Source organism: Robertmurraya mesotrionivorans (assembly GCF_050971805.1).
Classification (GTDB): Bacteria; Bacillota; Bacilli; order Bacillales; family Cytobacillaceae; genus Robertmurraya_A.
The window spans coordinates 165,193-184,955 of record NZ_JBPCCH010000003.1 but is presented as its reverse complement, the minus strand read 5'-3'; the positions used below and the strand labels follow the sequence as shown (position 1 = coordinate 184,955).

Sequence of the window (19,763 nt, the reverse complement as noted above, 5' to 3'; positions counted from 1 at the left end):
CCTTAGTCTTTAAGCGTAGACAGTTAGGTAGCTGCCGAAAGCCAAATGGTTGATGGGAGGCTCCATAAACATTTTGTGAATGGTAACTAGGAGGAGCTGTGTGCGTGAATAGAGAATAACGGTTTCTTGAGGGGGAGGAACACAATCGACCGTAAGGTAGAGAGGTTCCCCTTTTTACTCGACTTGTTGTACTAATAGTGCATTAATCTTTACGAATTAAACTGAATAAACCTGTCTTTGACTTTTAAACTGTTTTGTTGTCAACCCAGTAACTTTTTTGAAGGTTTTGCAAAAATAATGTGAATCACTATATCCTACTTGCTGTGCAATTTCATACGTTTTATTATTTGTTGTATTTAGAAGATTTTTGGCATAATCAATGCGAGTGTAAGTTAAATATTCAATTAATGTTTTACCTGTTTCTTGACTAAACATATGACTTAAATAGGATGCACTTATATTTACTGCGTCTGCAACTGTTTGAAGAGATAACTGAGAGTCAGAAAAATATTCATTAATATAATCTACCGCCAGTTGTACTGGTGAAGAGTATTTTTTGGTAATATCTCTTGTTGATATAACGAGGTTTAATATTTCTTCTATATAGGTTAGAACCTCATCATATTTCCTAATCCAGCTGGATTTCATGCTTAATTGATTTATTTTTTGCATTACATCAAGATTATCCATTTCTATTTCCTTTAAATAATGTGAAATCGTAATTGTAAAGTCCATTAGAAAATAATATGTAGTAAATGGTGAACGAACATTGCCTATATTTAGATAAGAAGAATAAGAACGGGCAAAACCAGAAATATCGCCTGAGATTCCAGATTTTAAAAAATCAATTAGATCTCTTCGGTTAAAATGTTGTAATTCTTTTTTTGACTCTATATCCATTTTTGTTTCTTTTGAACTGTATTTATGGATAATGCTTGAATAGCTTTTTTCCTCATCTGCTTCCGAAAAAGATATGCTAATACCCTGAATACGGCTTTCAACTTTTCCGATTCCAAAGATTAACGCGTTCTCAGAGGTTAGCTCTTCTTGTTCTTGTAAGCGCCGTCTGATTACATCAGACTCCTGTTCAAGTTTATGTTTAGATTCACCCATCATAATAAAAATAGATTCACTTAATTTTCTACTAAATCGTAAACAAGCATATTCATTTTCTATCCAATTAATGCTATTCGAATTATATTTACTTTCGATGATAATGATATAGTAAAAACTTGCTATAAGGTTTATATTTAATTTTGTTGCTTCTTTAATTGCCTCTGCTGAAGTGTATAAACCTCCACATATTTCATTTAAAAATATATCCCTAGAAGCAGATTGATTTTGCATTACTTGAATTTCTAATTCGCTTACTCTTTTATTTTTCTTTTCTTCCTCATCAATTTTGGCGGAAACCTTTTTTAGAATAGTAAGTAAATCTTGTGAACTAAAGGGCTTTAGGCAATATTCAGTTACTTGTATCCGCATAGCTTCTCTTGCATATTCAAATTCATCATGTCCACTTAATATTATTATTTTTATAGAGGGCATTTTTTCTCGAAGAATACGACTGAGTTCTAATCCGTCCATAAATGGCATTTTAATATCAGTAATGACAATATCAGGTTGATGTTTTTCAATTAATGGAAGAGCAATTTCACCATCTGAAGCGTCTCCACAATAAATAAACCCTTCACTATTCCAGTTAATGTTTTTCCCAATACCTTCACGGATTGCCATTTCATCATCTACTAAAAATACTTTCCTCATTAATATCCCCTCTCTGCTGGTATTATTAAACTAACCCGTGTACCTGAACCATACCAGCTATTGATTGTTAAACCAAAAGGCTCCCCGTAGTATAAGAAAATTCGTTGGTGAACATTAACCATACCGAAACCTCCTTGATCTTTTCCAAAAGGGACACCCTGAGATAATTGAAATCGAATATCCTTTAACTTTTCATCTTTAATACCAATACCATTATCTATAACATCAATACAAATATATCCTTCCGGGGTAAAATCACCCTTAATTCGTACAAATCCCTTCCCACGTTTATTTTTAATTCCGTGATAAATGGCATTTTCAACAAGTGGCTGTAGTGTTAATTTAATAATTTCATGTTTTAAGATATCTTCATTTAAGTGAAAAGTTATATCAAGGATATCTTGGTATCTCATTTTTTGAATCGTTAGGTAATTCTTTATATGGTCAATTTCATCTTCTAGAGTAATTAAATCTTTTCCCTTACTTAAAGAAATTCTAAAAAAATGGGATAATGCCTTCGTAATTTCAATTACATGTTGACTTTTTTTTGCTTCTGCCATCCAAATGATTGTTTCAAGTGAATTATATAAAAAGTGTGGATTAATTTGGGCTTGCATAGTACGTAATTCTGCAATTTTTAATTGTTTTTGTTCATTAACACTTTTAGTTAGTAGAGCCTTGATTTTCATAATCATACTATTAAAATTTTCACCTAGATCCGCAATCTCATCTCTCCCCATGTTATCGAGATGTACATCAAGATCCCCTTGAGAAACTTGTTTCATTTTTTCTTTTAGTGTTCTAAGTGGAAGTATTAATCTTGAAGTAATAAAGAAGTACAATACTATTGACAAGATTACTATTGATCCAACTGTCAAAACTATTAGACTTCTGATTTCATTTGCTTCTTTTGATATTACTGATATTGGTGTATACCTAATGAACTTCCAATCAGTTAGGTCAGATGTATCAAAGACGAAAAATGTTTCTCCTTGGGTAAAGTAACCTGATTTGTTTTCTTCGATTGTTTTTTTATCTGAAATAGATAATGTCTTTGTTAGATGCGGATGTAAAAATAAAATTTTACCAGTTTCAGTTTCAATTTGGGTGGTACTTGAGGTTTTTTGTGAAGTATCTTGAAGAATATTCTTAAATACGGTAGCTTTTATTACAATGTTTATAAAACCAATGACTTCATTGGATTGATCGGAAACAATCGTACTTGTCATAGAAAGTGCTGGATTACTATTTTTATAGATTGGTTCTATTAGTGTTTTAGCTGGCTGATCAAGTAGTTTCACAAATGGAGGTTCAGTGAGTGCCTCACGATCTAATTGATGAACCCCACGGTCTTCACTAACAGCTTTCCCATCAAGACCAATAATCTTTATATTCATGATACTACCACTATATTGATAACTTTCTCTGTAAAGTTTTATTATTCCTAATATACTTTTCGACTCTTCAGCTGTATTTTGTTTATCAATTAAAAACTCGACGGTGCTCTCCTTTTTTCCTATTTCTGTAAACCTTTTAATATCATGGATCACATCATCAAATTCTCTCCGTACTTGTGCTACTTGGATTTGACCTAATGAATATGATTTTTGGGCTATTATATTGTAAGATTTCATATATGATACCATTCCAACAAGGATGAGAGGGAATATAGTTAAAAATAAAAACATGATTAGAAACTTTGTACGCAAACTAGAAACAACCCATTTTATAAAATTCATAATCTGCCCAACCTGTCAGTAAAATGATAAGTACTTTTGTTATTAAATTTTAAATTGTCTAATGTTATCTTTCATTTCTTGAATTCGTTCTACAAGTTTAAAAGATGCGTCGGAAACTTCCTCAAGAGTAGTCAATTGTTCTTCTCCCATAGCAGCAATTCCAGCAACTTTTTCATTCGTAATTTGTGAGCTCTGCTCAATGTCTGAAATCATGTGACGTACAGAAAGCATTTGATCAAAAGCCTCCTGCATATCTTGCTTTATGCTTTCAATTTCAACTTGCTGTTTATCTCTAATAGAACGAATAGTTTGGAATCCACTCTGTACGCGCTTAGTTTTTGATTGTCCAACTTGAATTCTTTCTAGAGCTATAGAGTTTTGTTTACTGATTGAATTGGTTAGGCGTGAGATATGGTTAATTGTGTCATCGGAGTCATGTAGAACCTTGTTTGTTTCATCAGAAATTTCCTTTAATAGAATTAATGCATGTTCTATCCGCGAATGTCCTGAGTTGTAAGTAATTTCATTTATTAGAGTATGGGTAAATAAACTAGACTCTCTTGCAACCAACTTGATTAACCGTAAATATTCATTCATTTCTGCTGAAAGTTTCAAAAGTTCTTCTGTCTCTCTGTTCACTAGAAATATGGACTGGCTTATCTCTTCAAGCTGTTGATGGAAAGAAACCAGTTCATTGCTTATTTCATCTGTAATATGTAACGTCTCGTTTGATTGTAGATTTAACTTATTTGATTTGCCTAGTACTTCGTTATATCTAAAAAATAAGTGTTCAAATGTAGAAACAGACTTTTGAATGAGGTTATCTTGTGTTTGAAGATTGATTGAAATCGTTTGGGTTGCCTCAGCAACTTCTTCCCCCGCAAGTCGGTTTTCAAGAATACTTTGGTGGATATCTTTTGAAGTTAAGACTACTAAATCATTTGTATTTCGAACGTTTAAAATTATATCTTTTAAATTATGAAACATTCGATTGTAAGAACGACATAATTCCCCTATTTCATTTTTAGAAGGAATTTCGATGGTACCAACCGTTAAGTTTCCTTCAGCTATTTCATTTGTTTTTTGACCTAAACTACGAATAGGTTTTACAAAACTTCCTGATATATATATAGCAAATAATAAAGAGGTTATGATAACGGCAATAAATGCACAAATATAAATAGTTATGTCCCTTTTTAGGTTAGTGGAAATGATATTCTGGGATTCCCCTTTTACCAAAAGTGTTTTTTGTAAGAGTGACTGAACCTTTTCATCGATGAGATCTGTAAGTATTGTAATATATTCGTAGGTGATATTTCTTGAATCCGCAGGAACATTTCCTTGAATTTGCTCTCCAAGCTTGTCAATATATTCAGACGTAGTAGTTAATGTTTGGCGAACCTCCGAAATCTCCTTAGTAAATTGCCTATTCTTATCATCCCGTTCAATTTTATCTAAGTTTTGATACATATTTTTAAGATGATCGTATTGAGTACCATTTTCGAATTGTACTTTTCCGTAGGCAATATCCCTAATTTCCTCATCTAACTTTTGCTTAAGTGAACCATTAATGGAGTTTGTTAACGTAATTGTTTCCATCATTTCATTATATTGACGGAAATATCCAAGGAAAAGATAGATTTGCACGCAGTTAATTGCTGCAAGCCATAAAAGAATTACCATGAAAACAAGAATTAATCTTTTACGTAATGAAAGATCAGATATCTTTGTATGCGTTTTCAAATTATTCCCCCTTCCTAGAGACATTTTACAATAGTAAGACTAAAAAGTAGATAAAAATATTTTACACTATTTCCAAAGAAATTACACTTTTCTGAAAAATACAGGGTTTTGGTGAATAAGACCCCATATAAGAATTAAATGAATTTACAATTAATTCGAAAATTACTCCATTCCCCCTCTGAATGTAAACGCTTTATAATTAAGGTAATCCAATTCAAAGTATATTTAACATACATATTTGAATTGAGGGAGAAAAGGGGAGGATTAATTGATGAAACGATTATTCAAGAAAAAAACAGTGCTCTTTTTAATGATGTCTCTCATGCTATTATTATCCGCATGTAGTTCATCAGGTGCAGGGGGACAAACAGGATCTAATACTAGTTCAGGAGAGTCTGAGTCTAGTGATAAGTTAGTGATAGGTTTCTCACAAGTAGGTGCTGAGAGCGAATGGAGAACTGCAAATACAAAGTCAATGCAGGATGCCATAAAAGCTGCAGGTCATGAATTGAAATTTTCAGATGCACAACAAAAACAAGAAAATCAAATTAAAGCTATTCGTTCATTTATTGCACAAAAGGTAGACGCTATTGTTTTCTCACCAGTTGTTGAAACAGGATTTGAAACCGTATTACAGGAAGCAAAGGATGCAGGTATTCCTGTGTTTCTTTCGGATCGAGCGGTTGATATCCAGGATGATTCACTCTGGGTAACATTCTTGGGTTCAGACTTTGTTGAAGAAGGAGAAAAAGCTGCGAACTGGTTAGTGGAAGAAACAAAGGATGTAGATGGGGATGTAAATATCGTTGAGCTTCAAGGTACAGTAGGCTCAGCACCTGCAATTGACCGGAAAGAAGGATTTGAGAATATCATCAAAGACCATCCAAATCTAAAAATAATTAAATCTCAAACAGGTGACTTCACAAGAGCCAAAGGTAAGGAAGTTATGGAAGCATTCTTAAAATCAGAAGGAGATAACATTGATGTCTTATACGCTCATAATGATGACATGGCAATTGGTGCGATTCAAGCCATTGAAGAGTATGGTTTAAAGCCAGGTGAAGACATTAAGATCATTGGAGTAGATGCAGTTAGAGGTGCATTTGAAGCAATGGCAGCAGGTAAGATGAACGTAACAGTTGAATGTAACCCAATGTTTGGTCCACAAATGGTTGAATTAATTGAAGCACATTTGTCTGGAGAAGAAATTCCGAAGCGAGTAGCTGTAGAAGAAAGTATGTATACAATGGATCAAGCTGAAGAGTTATTATCAACTCGTGAATATTAATCAAGAGAGATAGAATCACAAACTTAGCCACTACGTTTAGTAAAATAACCTATTTTTTACTAACTAGTGGCTATTAAAATAAGAGAATGTTAGGAGGACCAAGTGGTGAAGAAACCGACTCCGATACTTATAATGGAAGGAATAACTAAGCAGTTCCCAGGAGTTAAAGCTTTATCAGATGTTCAACTAAGGCTCTACCCAGGTGAGGTTCATGCATTAATGGGAGAGAATGGTGCAGGGAAGTCGACATTAATTAAAGTTTTAACAGGTGTATATACGTTTGAAGAAGGTTCTGTAACTTTAGATGGGAAATCAATTCGAGTGACTAATCCACTTGAAGCTCAAAATCTAGGGATCAGCACGGTATACCAAGAAGTAAATTTATGTACAAACTTATCTGTAGCAGAAAATATCTTTATTGGTCGAGAAATTATAAAAAAAGGCCGGCTAGATTGGAAAGAAATGAATAAACAAGCAAAAGAATTATTGAAAACTAGACTAAACCTAGACATCGATGTGACAAAGGTACTTTCTTCATATTCAGTTGCTATTCAGCAGATGGTTGCAATCGCGCGATCTCTTAAAGTATCTGCAAAAGTACTCATTTTGGATGAGCCAACATCAAGCCTTGATCAAAATGAAGTGAACCAATTATTTAATGTGATTCGAAGATTAAAAAAAGAGAACTTAGCCATTGTCTTTGTTAGTCACTTCCTAGACCAGATTTATGAAATAACGGATCGACTAACGGTCTTACGAAATGGCAAATGGATAGGTGAATACAAGACGAAAGAAATTGAAAGACTTGACTTAGTCTCTAAAATGATTGGTAAGAATCTAAACGAGATAAAAGATACAGATAGAGGAACGAGTAGTAAGACATATGAAAAGAGAAAAATCTTTCTGCAGGGTAAAAACATTTCAAAAAAAGGGAAAATTACCCCTTTTGACATGGATATCCATGAAGGTGAGATTGTTGGACTTGCTGGACTCTTGGGTTCAGGTAGAACAGAATTAGCAAGGTTAATGTTTGGTGCTGATAAAGCTGATACAGGCGAATTTATAATAAACGGTAGTAAAACTAGTTTAACTTCCCCTAAACAAGCAATATCAAAAGGAATTGCTTTTTGTTCGGAAAACCGAAAAACAGAGGGAATCATCGCTGACTTAACCATAAGGGAAAATATGATTTTAGCTATGCAAGGAATACAAGGCTGGTTTAGTTATATTCCGAAGAAAAGACAAATTGAAATTGCAGATGAATATATCCAACTCCTGAACATCAATCCTCCTAACCCAGAACAACTAATCAAAAATCTAAGTGGGGGAAATCAACAAAAGGTCCTGCTTGCAAGATGGTTGATGACAAATCCCAATTTATTAATTTTAGATGAACCAACAAGAGGAATTGATGTAGGAGCAAAAGCTGAAATTCAAAAGCTAATGCATTCATTAAGTAAAAAAGGAATGTCAATTTTATTTGTTTCTTCTGAGATAGAAGAAGTGTTACGTACTAGTCGAAAAATTGCAGTTTTACGAGATCATAAGAAGGTTTCTGAAATTGAAAACAACCAGCAAATAACACAAAAAGACATAATGAAAGCAATGGCTGGAGGGGGATGACATGAAAAAATCAAGATTATTTTGGCCAATTGTTGTCTTAATGATCATTCTATTAATCAATCTTATTTTTGATAAAGGTTTCTTTTCAATTGAAATAAAAAACGGGTATTTAACTGGCAGTTTAATAGATATTCTTAATAGGGGAGCTCCGTTGTTGTTAGTTTCGATAGGAATGACTCTAGTAATTGCTACAAAAGGAGTCGATCTTGGAGTTGGTTCAATCATTGCAATGGCAGGTGCTGTTGGAGCCATGACTGTTAGCGGATCAAGTGGTGATAGTTTACTACCACTATTTTCTGCAATTGGTCTTGTAATAGGAATTTCAGTTATTTCCGGTCTATGGAATGGTGTACTTGTTTCTAGAATTGGAGTTCAACCAATTGTTGCAACATTAATCCTCATGGTAGCAGGTCGTGGTATTGCTCAATTAATCACAGATGGTCAAATTATGACCGTATATTATGACCCTTACACGTTCATAGGTGGTGGACATTTATTCATGCTACCAGTTTCAATCTTTATCGTGGGAGCTGTGTTGATGATTGCCTCACTCTTAACAAGAAAAACAGCGATGGGGTTATTTATTGAATCTGTTGGTACTAACCCAGAAGCGAGTCGTCTCTCCGGAATAAATTCTAAAAATATTTTGTTAATGGTTTATGTGTTTTCTGGAATATGTGCAGGTATTGGTGGATTAATCTTAAGTTCAAATGTAGCAAGTGCAGATGGAAACAATGCAGGGCTATGGTATGAGCTAGATGCTATTTTAGCGGTAGTAATAGGAGGCACGTCATTAAATGGTGGTAGATTTTACTTGATGGGAACAGTGATAGGAGCTTTAATCATCCAAAGTTTAACCACAACCATTTACTCAATTGGAATTGCACCAGAAATAAACCTGGTTGTTAAAGCTATTGTTGTATTAATTGTTTGTTTATTGCAATCACCAGAGTTTAGAAAGAAAGTATCCGGTCTATTTTTTGTAAAAAAATCGGAAGAGAAAAGTGAGGGAGTATCGGTATCATGACCAATAGATTACAGTTAAATTCTAAACATCTCCCTTTAGCAGCAACAATCGGCCTGTTCATTATGATGTATATTTTTGGTTCACTACGATATACAGGATTTTTTTCGCCCCAAGTTTTTCTAAATTTGTTTATTGATAACGCATTCTTAATTATCATTGCTGTGGGAATGACATTTGTCATTTTATCAGGGGGGATTGACCTCTCAGTTGGTTCTATCATTGCACTAACTAGTATGATAGCTGCCAGTCTTACAATGAATGCACAACTTTCTCCAGTCCTTGTTATTCCAATTAGTTTACTTGTTGGTACAGTACTGGGCTTCTGTATGGGATGCCTTATTCATTATTTCAATTTACAACCATTTATCGTTACACTTGCAGGAATGTTTCTTGCGAGAGGGCTTTGTTATCTCATTAGTGTGGAATCAATCACGATAAACCATGAATTTTTTAATTTTATGGCTAGTACACAAATTCCAGTTGGTGGAGGGAATTTTATTTCTATAAGTGTCATCATTGCCCTAGTGGTAGTAATGGCGGCTATATTCGTTGCTCATTATTCCAAGTTTGGACGTAATGTTTATGCGTTAGGTGGAAGTGAACAATCTGCACTATTAATGGGATTACCTGTTGGGAAAACAAAAATCATGATTTATACAGTTAGTGGATTTTGTTCATCCCTTGCTGGTTTGATTTTTACCTTCTATATGTTATCTGGATATGGATTACATGCAAATGGACTAGAGTTGGATACGATTGCAGCTGTTGTAATTGGTGGCACTTTGCTTACGGGTGGTGCAGGGTATATAGCCGGGAGTGTTGTAGGTGTACTAATTTTAGGTATTATCCAAACAGTTATCGTGTTTGAAGGTACGTTAAGCTCTTGGTGGACAAAAATTGCGATTGGATCATTATTATTACTATTTATCGTTTTACAACGTGTAATAGTAGCTAGAAGCAAAACAAATTCAGCAACCATCTCTTCACATTAAATAGGCTTTTAGTGTCCAGATCGATCTAGGAGAGTGAAAAAATGAAAAAAAAGAAAAGGCTTTCTATCTTTCTATTAACTGTAATGGCTTTTAATACTTTTTCAGGATTATGGCCACAAGCATCATATGCGGAAGAAGCAGGTTCTTCCGCACCTAAATTAATCCTTCATTATGACATGAAATCTTCAACAGAAGAAGGGAATCAACTAATCATTAAAGATGTGTCCGGAAGTGATATAGCATATGATGGAGTATTTAAAAATCAAGATAATGGTCAATTTGTTCATAATAATGAAGTGGGATATGTAGGATTTAATGGTGGAAGTTCATCATCAAATAGTGGCTATATTGAAATTCCCAAAAGCAAAGATGGTTTAGATTTATTATCAGGTTTAACAGATGTAACTATATCAGCACTAGTTAATTGGAAAGATGATGGTGCAAATCGTTGGATTTTTGGATTAGGAGCAGTAACTGATGATGCTGAGAATGGTAATAAATATTTCTTCGTAACTCCGCGACACGGTTCAGGTAATGTTGCAGCAACAGGAATTTCAAAAGCAGGGTGGAGAAATGAATCACTAGTTAAATCGACAGCACCAATGAAGGCCGGAAAATGGGAAGTAGCAACAGTTGTATTCTCGGAAACAACTAATATGATTACGTTATATGTAAATGGAAGTAAAGTAGCAACAGGAACTGCAGGCGGAAAAAAGTTATCGGAGATTATTGATCCATCAACAGGTTATTCTGGTTTTCTTGGAAAATCAATCTTTAAGAATGATTCATATTTTAATGGAATGATTGGAGATTTTCGTGTATATAATGGAGCGCTTTCAGCAGAACAGGTTACTAGTTTATACACAGAAACATCCAGTAAGATTGAGAAAATCAATCAGCTTGTCATAGACGATGCTTCAGTGTCTCTTGATATTACTGAATATTTAGATATATCTGATGAAAGTAAGGATCATATTACAAATAATATTGCACTTCCTTTGAAGGGCAAGCATGGAGTAGATATTACATGGAGTTCAAGTAATACGGAAGTGGTCACAAATGAAGGAACAGTTACTCGTCCTACAAATTCAGATGTAGAAGTGGAATTAACCGCAAATTTTTCCTACGAAGGATTGTCTACAAAAAAGCAATTTACTGTAACCGTTTTAAAAGAGTATACTGACGAACAGGTCGTAGAGTTAGATGCATCGAGCGTAGCAATTCTAAACGCAGATAATATTAAAGGGAATATAAGTTTGCCCGTTTCAGGTAAAGAAGGAAGTACGATTACTTGGGAATCCTCAAATCCGGAAATTGTGAAAGGTTCGAAAGAGGCAGCTGAAAATAAAAAAATGCTTGGCTGGGTAACGAGACCTGATGCAGATACGATGGTTACTTTAACAGCAACTTTTGCAAAAGGCGATGCTGAAACGAAGAAAGAATTCATTCTAAACGTTATAAAAGATCCGGGGAAATTAACGTATGATGCCTATTTCTTCTCATATTTCACCGGAGAATACGAAGGTGGAGAGGAAATTTCTTTTGCTACCGCAGAAGATCCGTTGAAATGGCGAGCATTGAATAATGGTCAATCCGTTATTCAGTCAAATATGGGTGAAAAAGGACTAAGAGATCCGTTTGTCATTCGTTCTCCAGAAGGGGATAAGTTTTATATGTTAGCGACCGATTTAAAAATGGGAGAAAGTACGAATTTTGACCAGGCGCAAATCTCTGGAAGTCATTACTTAATGATTTGGGAATCTGATGACCTTGTAAACTGGAGCGAACAGCGAATGGTTGAGGTGGCTCCTAAAACAGGTGGTAATACTTGGGCACCTGAAGCAATTTATGACGAAAAAACAGGGGAATACGTTGTATTTTGGGCGTCTTCAATGAAAAATACTGAAACATATGGTGATTACCCAAATGGAAGACCAGCAGGACAGTATAATGTCATGTATTATGCAACAACTAGGGATTTCCATGCGTTTTCTGAACCCAAAGTATTTATTGATGAAGGCTTCCCAACAATCGACACAAGTTTTGTTCAAGATAAAGGCTCATTTTATCGCTTTACAAAATCTGAAGTGAATTACAGAGTATATTACGAGAAAGCAACAGATATTTTCCAAGATAAAGATGGAATCAAGGAGAATGGGTATCAATATGATGTGATTTCAGGAACAAAGGATGGAAATAGAGGACTAATCGGTCATCAAGGTAACAATGAGGGACAGACGATATTTAAAGATATCCATGAAGATAAATGGTATATGTTCTTAGATTCATGGCCATATCACGTTCGTTGGTCAACAAATTTGGAGGATGGTTCACAGTTTGTTAATAATTTACTTCCTGAATCAGAATATGCACTACCTCCTGGCCCACGACATGGTACGGTTATTCCGATTACTCGTTCTGAATATAATGCGCTCAATGACAAGTATGGCGTGCCTAGACCGGAAGTAATGAAGGAACCAGTAGTTCATTACACTTTTAATACAGAGGATATGAATGGGACAACAGTAAAGGATGTTTCAAAAAGTGGATTTGATGCAAAATTAGTAGGTGGATCTAAGATTAATACGATTGATACAGTTGGAAAATCAAGTGGATCAGTAGAACTAGATGGGACTGGGTATGTTGAATTTCCCCAAAATTTAATTAAAGAACTAAACCTAGAAAAAATGACAATGTCAACTTGGGTTAACGTAAAAAAGAACCAAGCAAATCAACGAATCTTTGACTTTTCCTCTAATACAGGAAGAGTAGCAAACCGTAATACCATGTATTTAAGTACTCAAGGTGATTCAGGTAACTTGGAATTTGCAATTGTTACTCCTTTTACCGAAAAATTCGCCAATCAAAGTTCAGTCTTAGGAAGTTCCTATAAATATGCTGTGAGAGCTCCTATGCTTTCTGCTACAAACTGGCATCATGTGGCCATAACCATAGAAGGGTTTGATGCCGTGTTATATGTAGATGGAAAAGAAGTATCTAGAAGTTCTACATATAATGTGGAGCCAAGAATGATATTAGAAACAACCATGAACTATCTAGGTAAATCCAGCAACGAAAATCACAGTCTTTTTAACGGGAAATTTGATGATTTTAGAATTTATAACCGTGCCCTAGATGCTGAGGAAATTGCTAATCTAGCAGATGAGGAGGTTTCTACACCTCCAGTAGAGGAGCCGTTAGAGTCTAAGCTAATCCTTAATTATGATATGAATAAAATTGAAGACACTAGAGTCATAGATCAAACAGGTAATTTTGATGGAAAACTGGTAAACCCACAAAGCGCTGAAGTAATTAAAGGAGAAGCAGCGGGTGTCATAAACTTTACAGGTGGATCTACAAGCTCTTATATTGAAATGCCTAAGGGCGTCTTAACGAATTTAGAAAGTGTAACGGTTTCATCCTTAGTGAATTGGGAGGGTAAGAATGAAGCGGAATGGATCTTTGCTTTAGGTCAAGATAGCAATAAATATCTATTCACGACACCAAAACGAAATTCAGGTGATCGTTCTGCTCGAGTGGGACTTGGAATAACAAGTTGGAATAATGAGGCTGGAGCAAACGCAAATACTGGTTCATTAAAGTCAAATGAATGGAAACTGGTCACAGCAGTGATGTCTGGTGAAGGCAAAACTCTAAAATTGTATATTGATGGTATTGAAGTAGCATCTGGATCTACGAATGGATATACATTAGCTCAAATCAACAATGTTAATGGGAGAAGTGGATATATTGGCCGCTCATTCTATTCTTTTGATCCGTACTTCGGCGGGATGATTGCAAATTTTGAAGTATATGATGGTGCCTTAACACCATCTGAGATTAGTAAGTTAAAAGTAAAGGCTGATGAAGAAATTGTTAAACTAAATGGGTTACAGCTTGAAAATGCATTTAAACAATTAGACTACCCAACTATTCTTAATAAAAATGAAAACAAAGATGAAATCACATCAGACTTATCATTCCCTAAGACAGGAGCATATGGAACTTCCATCACTTGGGAATCACAAAATGTAGGCATCATTACAAATGAAGGTAAGGTTAATAGACCGACATATGAAAATGGAAATCAAACCGTAAACATTAAAGCGACTATTTCAGACGGAAAGAACGAGATGACAAAAGAATTTTCAGTGACAGTACTAAAGAAACTGCACGATTCTGTAGCTGTTAGAACAGATGCCGAGGCATTAAAGGTTCATAACATTCATGATGTTCGTGGGAATCTAACATTACCGAAATCAGGAGAAAATGGGTCAACGATTTACTGGAAGTCTAGTGATTCAAAAATCATTAGTCCATATGGAGAGGTTAAACGTCCCGCGCATGGTGAAGGAAATACAAAGGTTAAATTGACTGCAACGATCACACTCAATAATGAGTCAATAACAAAGGCATTTTTAGCAAATGTTAAAGAATTACCGAAAAAGGAAAAGTATGAAGGCTACGTCTTCAGTTACTTTACTGGAGAAGGTTATACAAATGGTGAGCAAATATATTTTGCATTGAGTGAAGGCAACAATCCCCTTAAATGGAATGAGTTAAACAATGGTGCACCAGCAATTACATCTAATTTAGGAGAGAAGGGACTTAGAGACCCGTTTATCATTCGATCTCCTGAAGGGGATAAATTCTACCTCATTGCAACAGACTTAAAAATTAATGGAGATTGGAATTGGGACCGAGCACAAAGATCAGGAAGCAGATCAATCATGGTTTGGGAATCGACTGATCTGGTCAATTGGTCTGAACAACGAATGGTTGAAGTAGCACCTCCAGAGGCCGGAAATACGTGGGCGCCCGAGATTATTTACGATGACACAACAGGAGAGTATATAGTTTTCTGGGCTTCGAAGCTATATGATAATGCAGAGCATAACGGCTCAACTTATAACAAAATGGTGTACTCGAAAACAAGAGATTTCTATACCTTTACTGAACCTGAAGTATTTATTGATCTAGGGTATTCCGTCATTGATACAACGATGATCCAACATGGTGAGAAGGTTTACCGATTATCAAAGGATGAAAGAAATAATACGTCATCTTCACCAAATGGTAAGTTTATTTTCCAAGAGGTTGGAGATTCAGTACTTGATCCTAACTTTGAGCTTATTAAAGAAGGGATTGGAAAAGGGTCAATAGGTGCAGGTGAAGGACCTACTATCTTTAAATCGAATACTGAAGAAAAATGGTATATGTTCATTGATGAATTTGGTGGAAGAGGATATGTTCCTTTTGAAACCACGGATCTACAGTCAGGTGAATGGAAGATGTCTGAAAACTACGATTTACCTGCTCGTCCTCGTCATGGAACGGTTATACCTGTTACAAAAGCAGAGCATGAAGCGTTAATGGCAAATGTTCCAACGGTCACTTTACCAACAGCAGAACAAAAGCCAACAAGTGTGGTACTTGACCAAACATCATTAAAGCTCGATGAAGGTAAAACCGTACAGTTAACGGCAACCGTTGCGCCTAATGATGCAGATAGTAAAGCGGTTGTATGGTCAAGTAATAATGAACAAGTGGCAACCGTTGATGATAACGGAAGAGTAACAGCACTGAAAGAAGGAACAGCAAAAATAAGTGTGGCAACGGTGGACGGTGGTTTAATGGCTGTTAGTGAAGTAACGGTTGAGAAGCCTAAAGATACAACACCACCAGAGGGTCATTTTAGTATTAATAATGGAGCCGAGTTTACGAATAAATCAACTGTTGTTCTATCTCTAGAGGCAAAAGATAATTTAAGCGGTGTTCACCAGGTTCGTTACTCAACTGATTCGGTAGGATGGTCAGAATGGGAAGAATATAAAACAACAAAAGAATTAACTTTGCCAGCTGGTGAGGGAGAAAAAACCGTCTTTGTTCAATTTAAAGATGGTGCTGGAAATAGGAGTGTGTCGTATCTACAAAGGATTATCCTTGATACGACCGCGCCAGTGATCGAATTTGTAGGGCATCTAGAAACTTATTCTATTGATTCTACTATTAATATTTCTTGTAATATAATGGATGAGTTGTCTGGTATTGCTTCAAAAGAATGCGAAAATGTTGAAGGACCAGCATATACATTCGACTTAGGAATAAACAAAATCACTGCAACAGCGACAGACAAAGCAGGAAATACTTCCAACGCAGAAGTTCAATTTACGGTAACTGTTGACTTTGACAGTTTAGGTCATTTAACGGAAACTTTTGTCACGAAAGAAGAAGTCGCTCATTCATTAGTGAAAAAGCTTCAATCTGCAAAAGCATCAGCAGCAAGGGGTAATGTTCAGGCGATGAATAATCAACTAAATGCGTATGAGAATCAATTAATTGCTCAAAGCGGAAAATCAATATCCGAAGAAAATAAAACACAATTAATTAGTTTTTCAAAGGAATTAAAAGAATAAGAGAGGTTTAAGAAATAACAAAGATTTATATAATTTGGACCATTTTTTCAGAAAAATGGTCTTTTTTATCAATTTGTATCTCCTAGGCGAGGAGGAGATTAACGCGAACGAAAATGAGTAAAGGTAAAGAGGTGAGATAGTGGAAAAACAAACTAAGTATAATATGGTGAAAGAAAAGGTAATGGAGTGGATTACCACCGGCCAAGTTCTACCTGGTGATAAGATTTACCCAGAAAGTGAACTAGTAAGAATGTTTCGGGTTAGCCGACATACTGTTCGATTGGCAATTGGAGATTTAGTACATGAGGGGTGGTTGTTTAGAGAAAAAGGTGTTGGGACATTCTGTACCCACCAGACAATGAATAATCATACCGAATTCAATAATCCAACCACTAAGAGTATTGGTGTAATAACCACGTACATTTCTGATTATTTTTTTCCTCTAATCATTAGGGGGATCGAATCTTATTTAAGCGATAGAGGATATTCATTAATTCTAGCTTGTACATACAATAATATTGATAAAGAAAAACAGTGCCTTGAGAGTATGCTAAATAGAAATATTGATGGATTAATCGTAGAACCCACGAAAAGTAGTAATTATAATCCTAATATAAATTACTATTTAGAATTTGAGAATAAAAACATACCTTATCTTATGATTAACCAGTATTATCCGCAATTGTTTCCTCCTCATTTCATAGTAAATGATGAAAAAGGAGGATTTATTGCAACGGATCATTTAATTGAACTAGGACATGAAAGAATTATTGGAATCTTTAATACAGATGATCTCCAAGGTGTTTACCGTATGAAAGGGTTCATTCGGGCATTAAGAAATAACAATATTACTTTTTCTACGGAAATGATCTTAACTATATCAACTGAAGATGAAACCAATATTCTAAAGGATAAAATCCGTAAATTCATTCTGTCATTGAAAACTGTGCCGACAGGAATTGTTTGCTATAACGATCAATTAGCAATTACTGTATTAAATATTCTAAGAGATTCAAAGATAAGAGTACCCGAGGATATTTCAATTGTCGGATATGACGACACAAATTTGGCAGTGGCAACGGATGTCAAGTTAACCTCTGTTTCCCATCCCAAAATGAATATGGGGATTGAAGTAGCTAAGTGGATAGTAGCTGCTGTTGAGAACAAACTTAAAAGTAGGAATACTCCAGAATCAATCATATACGAACCTGAGTTAATTATAAGGAATTCTACTAAATCATTAAAATAAGTTAATATCAAAAATGATACTTCGTTTAATACTATGCAGGGCAGAGTTCTTAGTTAGATGAAATATAATAGCTGAATTACTTGCTTTTAGAGTGGGATAACTAGTTTGGAAATTCCTTCGGATTATACATTTAGTGTCACAGCTTCAAGACTAGTATTACCCTCTCCTAGCAATTGTCTCGGAACATTTATTGCCCTTTGCAAATAATTGTTGATTTCTATTATGTTTTATTTTTCCAATGCTTCAGATAAATATCAGACATTATTCGGTGCCGAGTTTGGTGCCCATTTAAATAAATTTAATGATACTACAAAACACTCTAAATCACAGAAACCTTATTCTATAGTACTTTATGGGACTTATTGATACTAAAAATTACATACAGGATAGAACTTCAAAACCGCTTGTGTCCTGCGTGCCAGGATAGCTGGGTTCGATTCCCAGGCAGTCCCGCCAAATAAATTATTTTCAATCGGAACTGAATGAAAGTTCTTGCTTATTCCCAAATGGACTATGAAGAAGTATTCTTCAATTAAGGGTTTGTAAGGGAGAGTATATTCAAAATAAGTTTTTGTAAGAGTTTTCCTTTTAAAAGTCAGCTAAAACAGCTGGCTTTTTCATTTGGTGAAAAATGGGTATATCGAGTCTTTCTATTCCTTTAATTGTTAGTAACACCCTTAAATAACATACATAGAGATTTATTTGTCAGTTTAAAACACAGCAGAGAAATGCTTTAAAATACAGACATCCCCAATGTCGTTCTCTTACTTTTCTCCTATTTATGGGAAAATAATGAATTTCAACATTTTTCGACAAAAAAACAGAATAAATATATAGTAATATTAACCTACTAGCATTAACATACATACGTAAAAAAATTTTTGTATTTATGAAAGGGGTTTCATATGAAAAAGCTATTAATGGTTTATGCTTTTTTAATAGCTATCTTCCTTATATTTTTTTTAAACTACCAAATGCAAAAAATTAATGCGAATCTTGAAGGAAAACCAAAAGCTTTAAACGGGGAGAAAAATGAGATTTATGTAATGGTTACATTTCAAGCAGGAATTGATTATTGGAAAAGTATATTAAAAGGCTTTGAGGATGCTGCGGAAGCGTTAAATGTATCCGTTGAATACCGGGGTGCAACAAAATATGATGTAAAAGAACAAATAACTGTTCTTGAACAGGTAATTGCGAGAAAACCTTCAGGGATCGCGATTTCTGCCATCCACCCGGAAGCATTAAATATAACAATTGGAAAAGCTATTGATGAAGGAATACCTGTAATATTAATTGATTCTGACGCTCCTAATAGTAGAGCATATTCATTTCTAGGTACAAATAATTATGAAGCTGGTTCTAAAGCAGCGCGTGAAATAGCTAATATGATTAATAATAGCGGAAAAGTAGCTGTAATTACATTACCTAATCAACAAAATCATATTGATCGATCAACTGGGTTTCAGGAGACAATCGATAAACATTATCCCGAGATTGAAGTTGTGGCTGTTAAAGATGGAAAAGGAGATCAACTAGTTTCTAGGCAAGCTGCGATTGATATTTTAAAGAAACATCCGGATATAAAAGCAATATTTACTACGGAAGCAAATGGAGGTGTTGGAGTTGGAGAAGCCCTGATTTACCTGAAAAAAGACAAAATAGTAAAAATTGTTAGTTTTGATACAGATAAACAAACACTTGATATGGTTAAAGATGGTACCATTGCTGCCACTGTGGCTCAAGGAACCTGGAACATGGGCTATTGGTCACTGCAATATTTGTTTCATCTTCAGCATAATCTAATCAATCCACAAAGTGGCCCTGCAAGAGGTATTGAATTTACTCCGAAAACAGATACCGGGATAAAGATAGTGACTAGGGAGAATGTTGAAAAATACTATGCGAGATGAGGCAAA

The 19,763-nt window shown here is 34.9% G+C and carries 10 protein-coding genes; 7 read left to right on the top strand and 3 right to left on the bottom strand.

Annotated features, from left to right (window positions below):
• Positions 1 to 216: 216 nt before the first annotated feature.
• From ACRX5O_RS07210 to ACRX5O_RS07200, 3 genes are read right to left on the bottom strand one after another with little or no spacing between them, the layout of a single operon-like run.
• Positions 217 to 1,767 carry a response regulator transcription factor gene (locus ACRX5O_RS07210; protein WP_433905341.1) on the bottom strand — a complete coding sequence of 517 codons (1,551 nt, stop codon included), beginning with the start codon at positions 1,765 to 1,767 and terminating at the stop codon, positions 217 to 219.
• Positions 1,767 to 3,506, bottom strand: coding sequence for a sensor histidine kinase (locus ACRX5O_RS07205; protein WP_433905340.1), 1,740 nt, complete (start codon positions 3,504 to 3,506; stop codon positions 1,767 to 1,769). Before ACRX5O_RS07205 ends, ACRX5O_RS07210 begins: the two co-directional genes overlap by 1 nt.
• Positions 3,507 to 3,548: 42 nt before the next feature.
• Entirely contained in the window at positions 3,549 to 5,249 is a 1,701-nt protein-coding gene (locus tag ACRX5O_RS07200) for a HAMP domain-containing protein (protein WP_433905339.1), read from the bottom strand.
• A 271-nt stretch (positions 5,250 to 5,520) separates the two neighbouring features.
• On the opposite strand from ACRX5O_RS07200, the gene ACRX5O_RS07195 reads away from it, so the two are divergent.
• The 7 genes from ACRX5O_RS07195 to ACRX5O_RS07165 all read left to right on the top strand — a co-directional run bounded on the left by ACRX5O_RS07195 (position 5,521) and on the right by ACRX5O_RS07165 (position 19,757).
• A complete protein-coding gene (locus ACRX5O_RS07195) occupies positions 5,521 to 6,537 on the top strand; it encodes an ABC transporter substrate-binding protein (protein WP_433905338.1) in 1,017 nt (338 codons plus the stop codon).
• Between the two features lie 132 nt (positions 6,538 to 6,669).
• Positions 6,670 to 8,160, top strand: a complete 1,491-nt coding sequence (locus ACRX5O_RS07190; protein ID WP_433905528.1) for a sugar ABC transporter ATP-binding protein — start codon at positions 6,670 to 6,672, stop codon at positions 8,158 to 8,160.
• A gap of 1 nt (position 8,161) precedes the next feature.
• Positions 8,162 to 9,187, top strand: coding sequence for an ABC transporter permease (locus ACRX5O_RS07185; protein ID WP_433905337.1), 1,026 nt, complete (start codon positions 8,162 to 8,164; stop codon positions 9,185 to 9,187).
• Positions 9,184 to 10,179 (top strand): galactofuranose ABC transporter, permease protein YjfF, encoded by a 996-nt coding sequence (yjfF, locus tag ACRX5O_RS07180; protein WP_433905336.1) that lies wholly within the window; start codon positions 9,184 to 9,186, stop codon positions 10,177 to 10,179. The genes ACRX5O_RS07185 and yjfF overlap by 4 nt, the downstream gene beginning before the upstream one ends.
• A 41-nt stretch (positions 10,180 to 10,220) precedes the next feature.
• Positions 10,221 to 16,595 carry an immunoglobulin-like domain-containing protein gene (locus ACRX5O_RS07175; protein WP_433905335.1) on the top strand — a complete coding sequence of 2,125 codons (6,375 nt, stop codon included), beginning with the start codon at positions 10,221 to 10,223 and terminating at the stop codon, positions 16,593 to 16,595.
• 139 nt (positions 16,596 to 16,734) lie between these two features.
• The gene (locus ACRX5O_RS07170) at positions 16,735 to 17,844 is read left to right on the top strand and encodes a substrate-binding domain-containing protein (protein ID WP_433905334.1); all 1,110 of its coding nucleotides are present in this window, start codon (positions 16,735 to 16,737) and stop codon (positions 17,842 to 17,844) included.
• 905 nt (positions 17,845 to 18,749) lie between these two features.
• Entirely contained in the window at positions 18,750 to 19,757 is a 1,008-nt protein-coding gene (locus ACRX5O_RS07165) for a substrate-binding domain-containing protein (protein WP_433905333.1), read from the top strand.
• Positions 19,758 to 19,763 lie beyond the last annotated feature (6 nt).

Excerpts from the sequence above, each read along its gene's own strand:
- ACRX5O_RS07195 (WP_433905338.1), top strand. The coding sequence starts at position 5,521 with ATGAAACGATTATTCAAGAAAAAAACAGTGCTCTTTTTAATGATGTCT.
- yjfF (WP_433905336.1), top strand. The coding sequence starts at position 9,184 with ATGACCAATAGATTACAGTTAAATTCTAAACATCTCCCTTTAGCAGCA.
- ACRX5O_RS07185 (WP_433905337.1), top strand. The coding sequence starts at position 8,162 with ATGAAAAAATCAAGATTATTTTGGCCAATTGTTGTCTTAATGATCATT.
- ACRX5O_RS07165 (WP_433905333.1), top strand. The coding sequence starts at position 18,750 with ATGAAAAAGCTATTAATGGTTTATGCTTTTTTAATAGCTATCTTCCTT.
- ACRX5O_RS07210 (WP_433905341.1), bottom strand. The coding sequence starts at position 1,767 with ATGAGGAAAGTATTTTTAGTAGATGATGAAATGGCAATCCGTGAAGGT.
- ACRX5O_RS07190 (WP_433905528.1), top strand. The coding sequence starts at position 6,670 with ATGGAAGGAATAACTAAGCAGTTCCCAGGAGTTAAAGCTTTATCAGAT.
- ACRX5O_RS07205 (WP_433905340.1), bottom strand. The coding sequence starts at position 3,506 with ATGAATTTTATAAAATGGGTTGTTTCTAGTTTGCGTACAAAGTTTCTA.
- ACRX5O_RS07175 (WP_433905335.1), top strand. The coding sequence starts at position 10,221 with ATGAAAAAAAAGAAAAGGCTTTCTATCTTTCTATTAACTGTAATGGCT.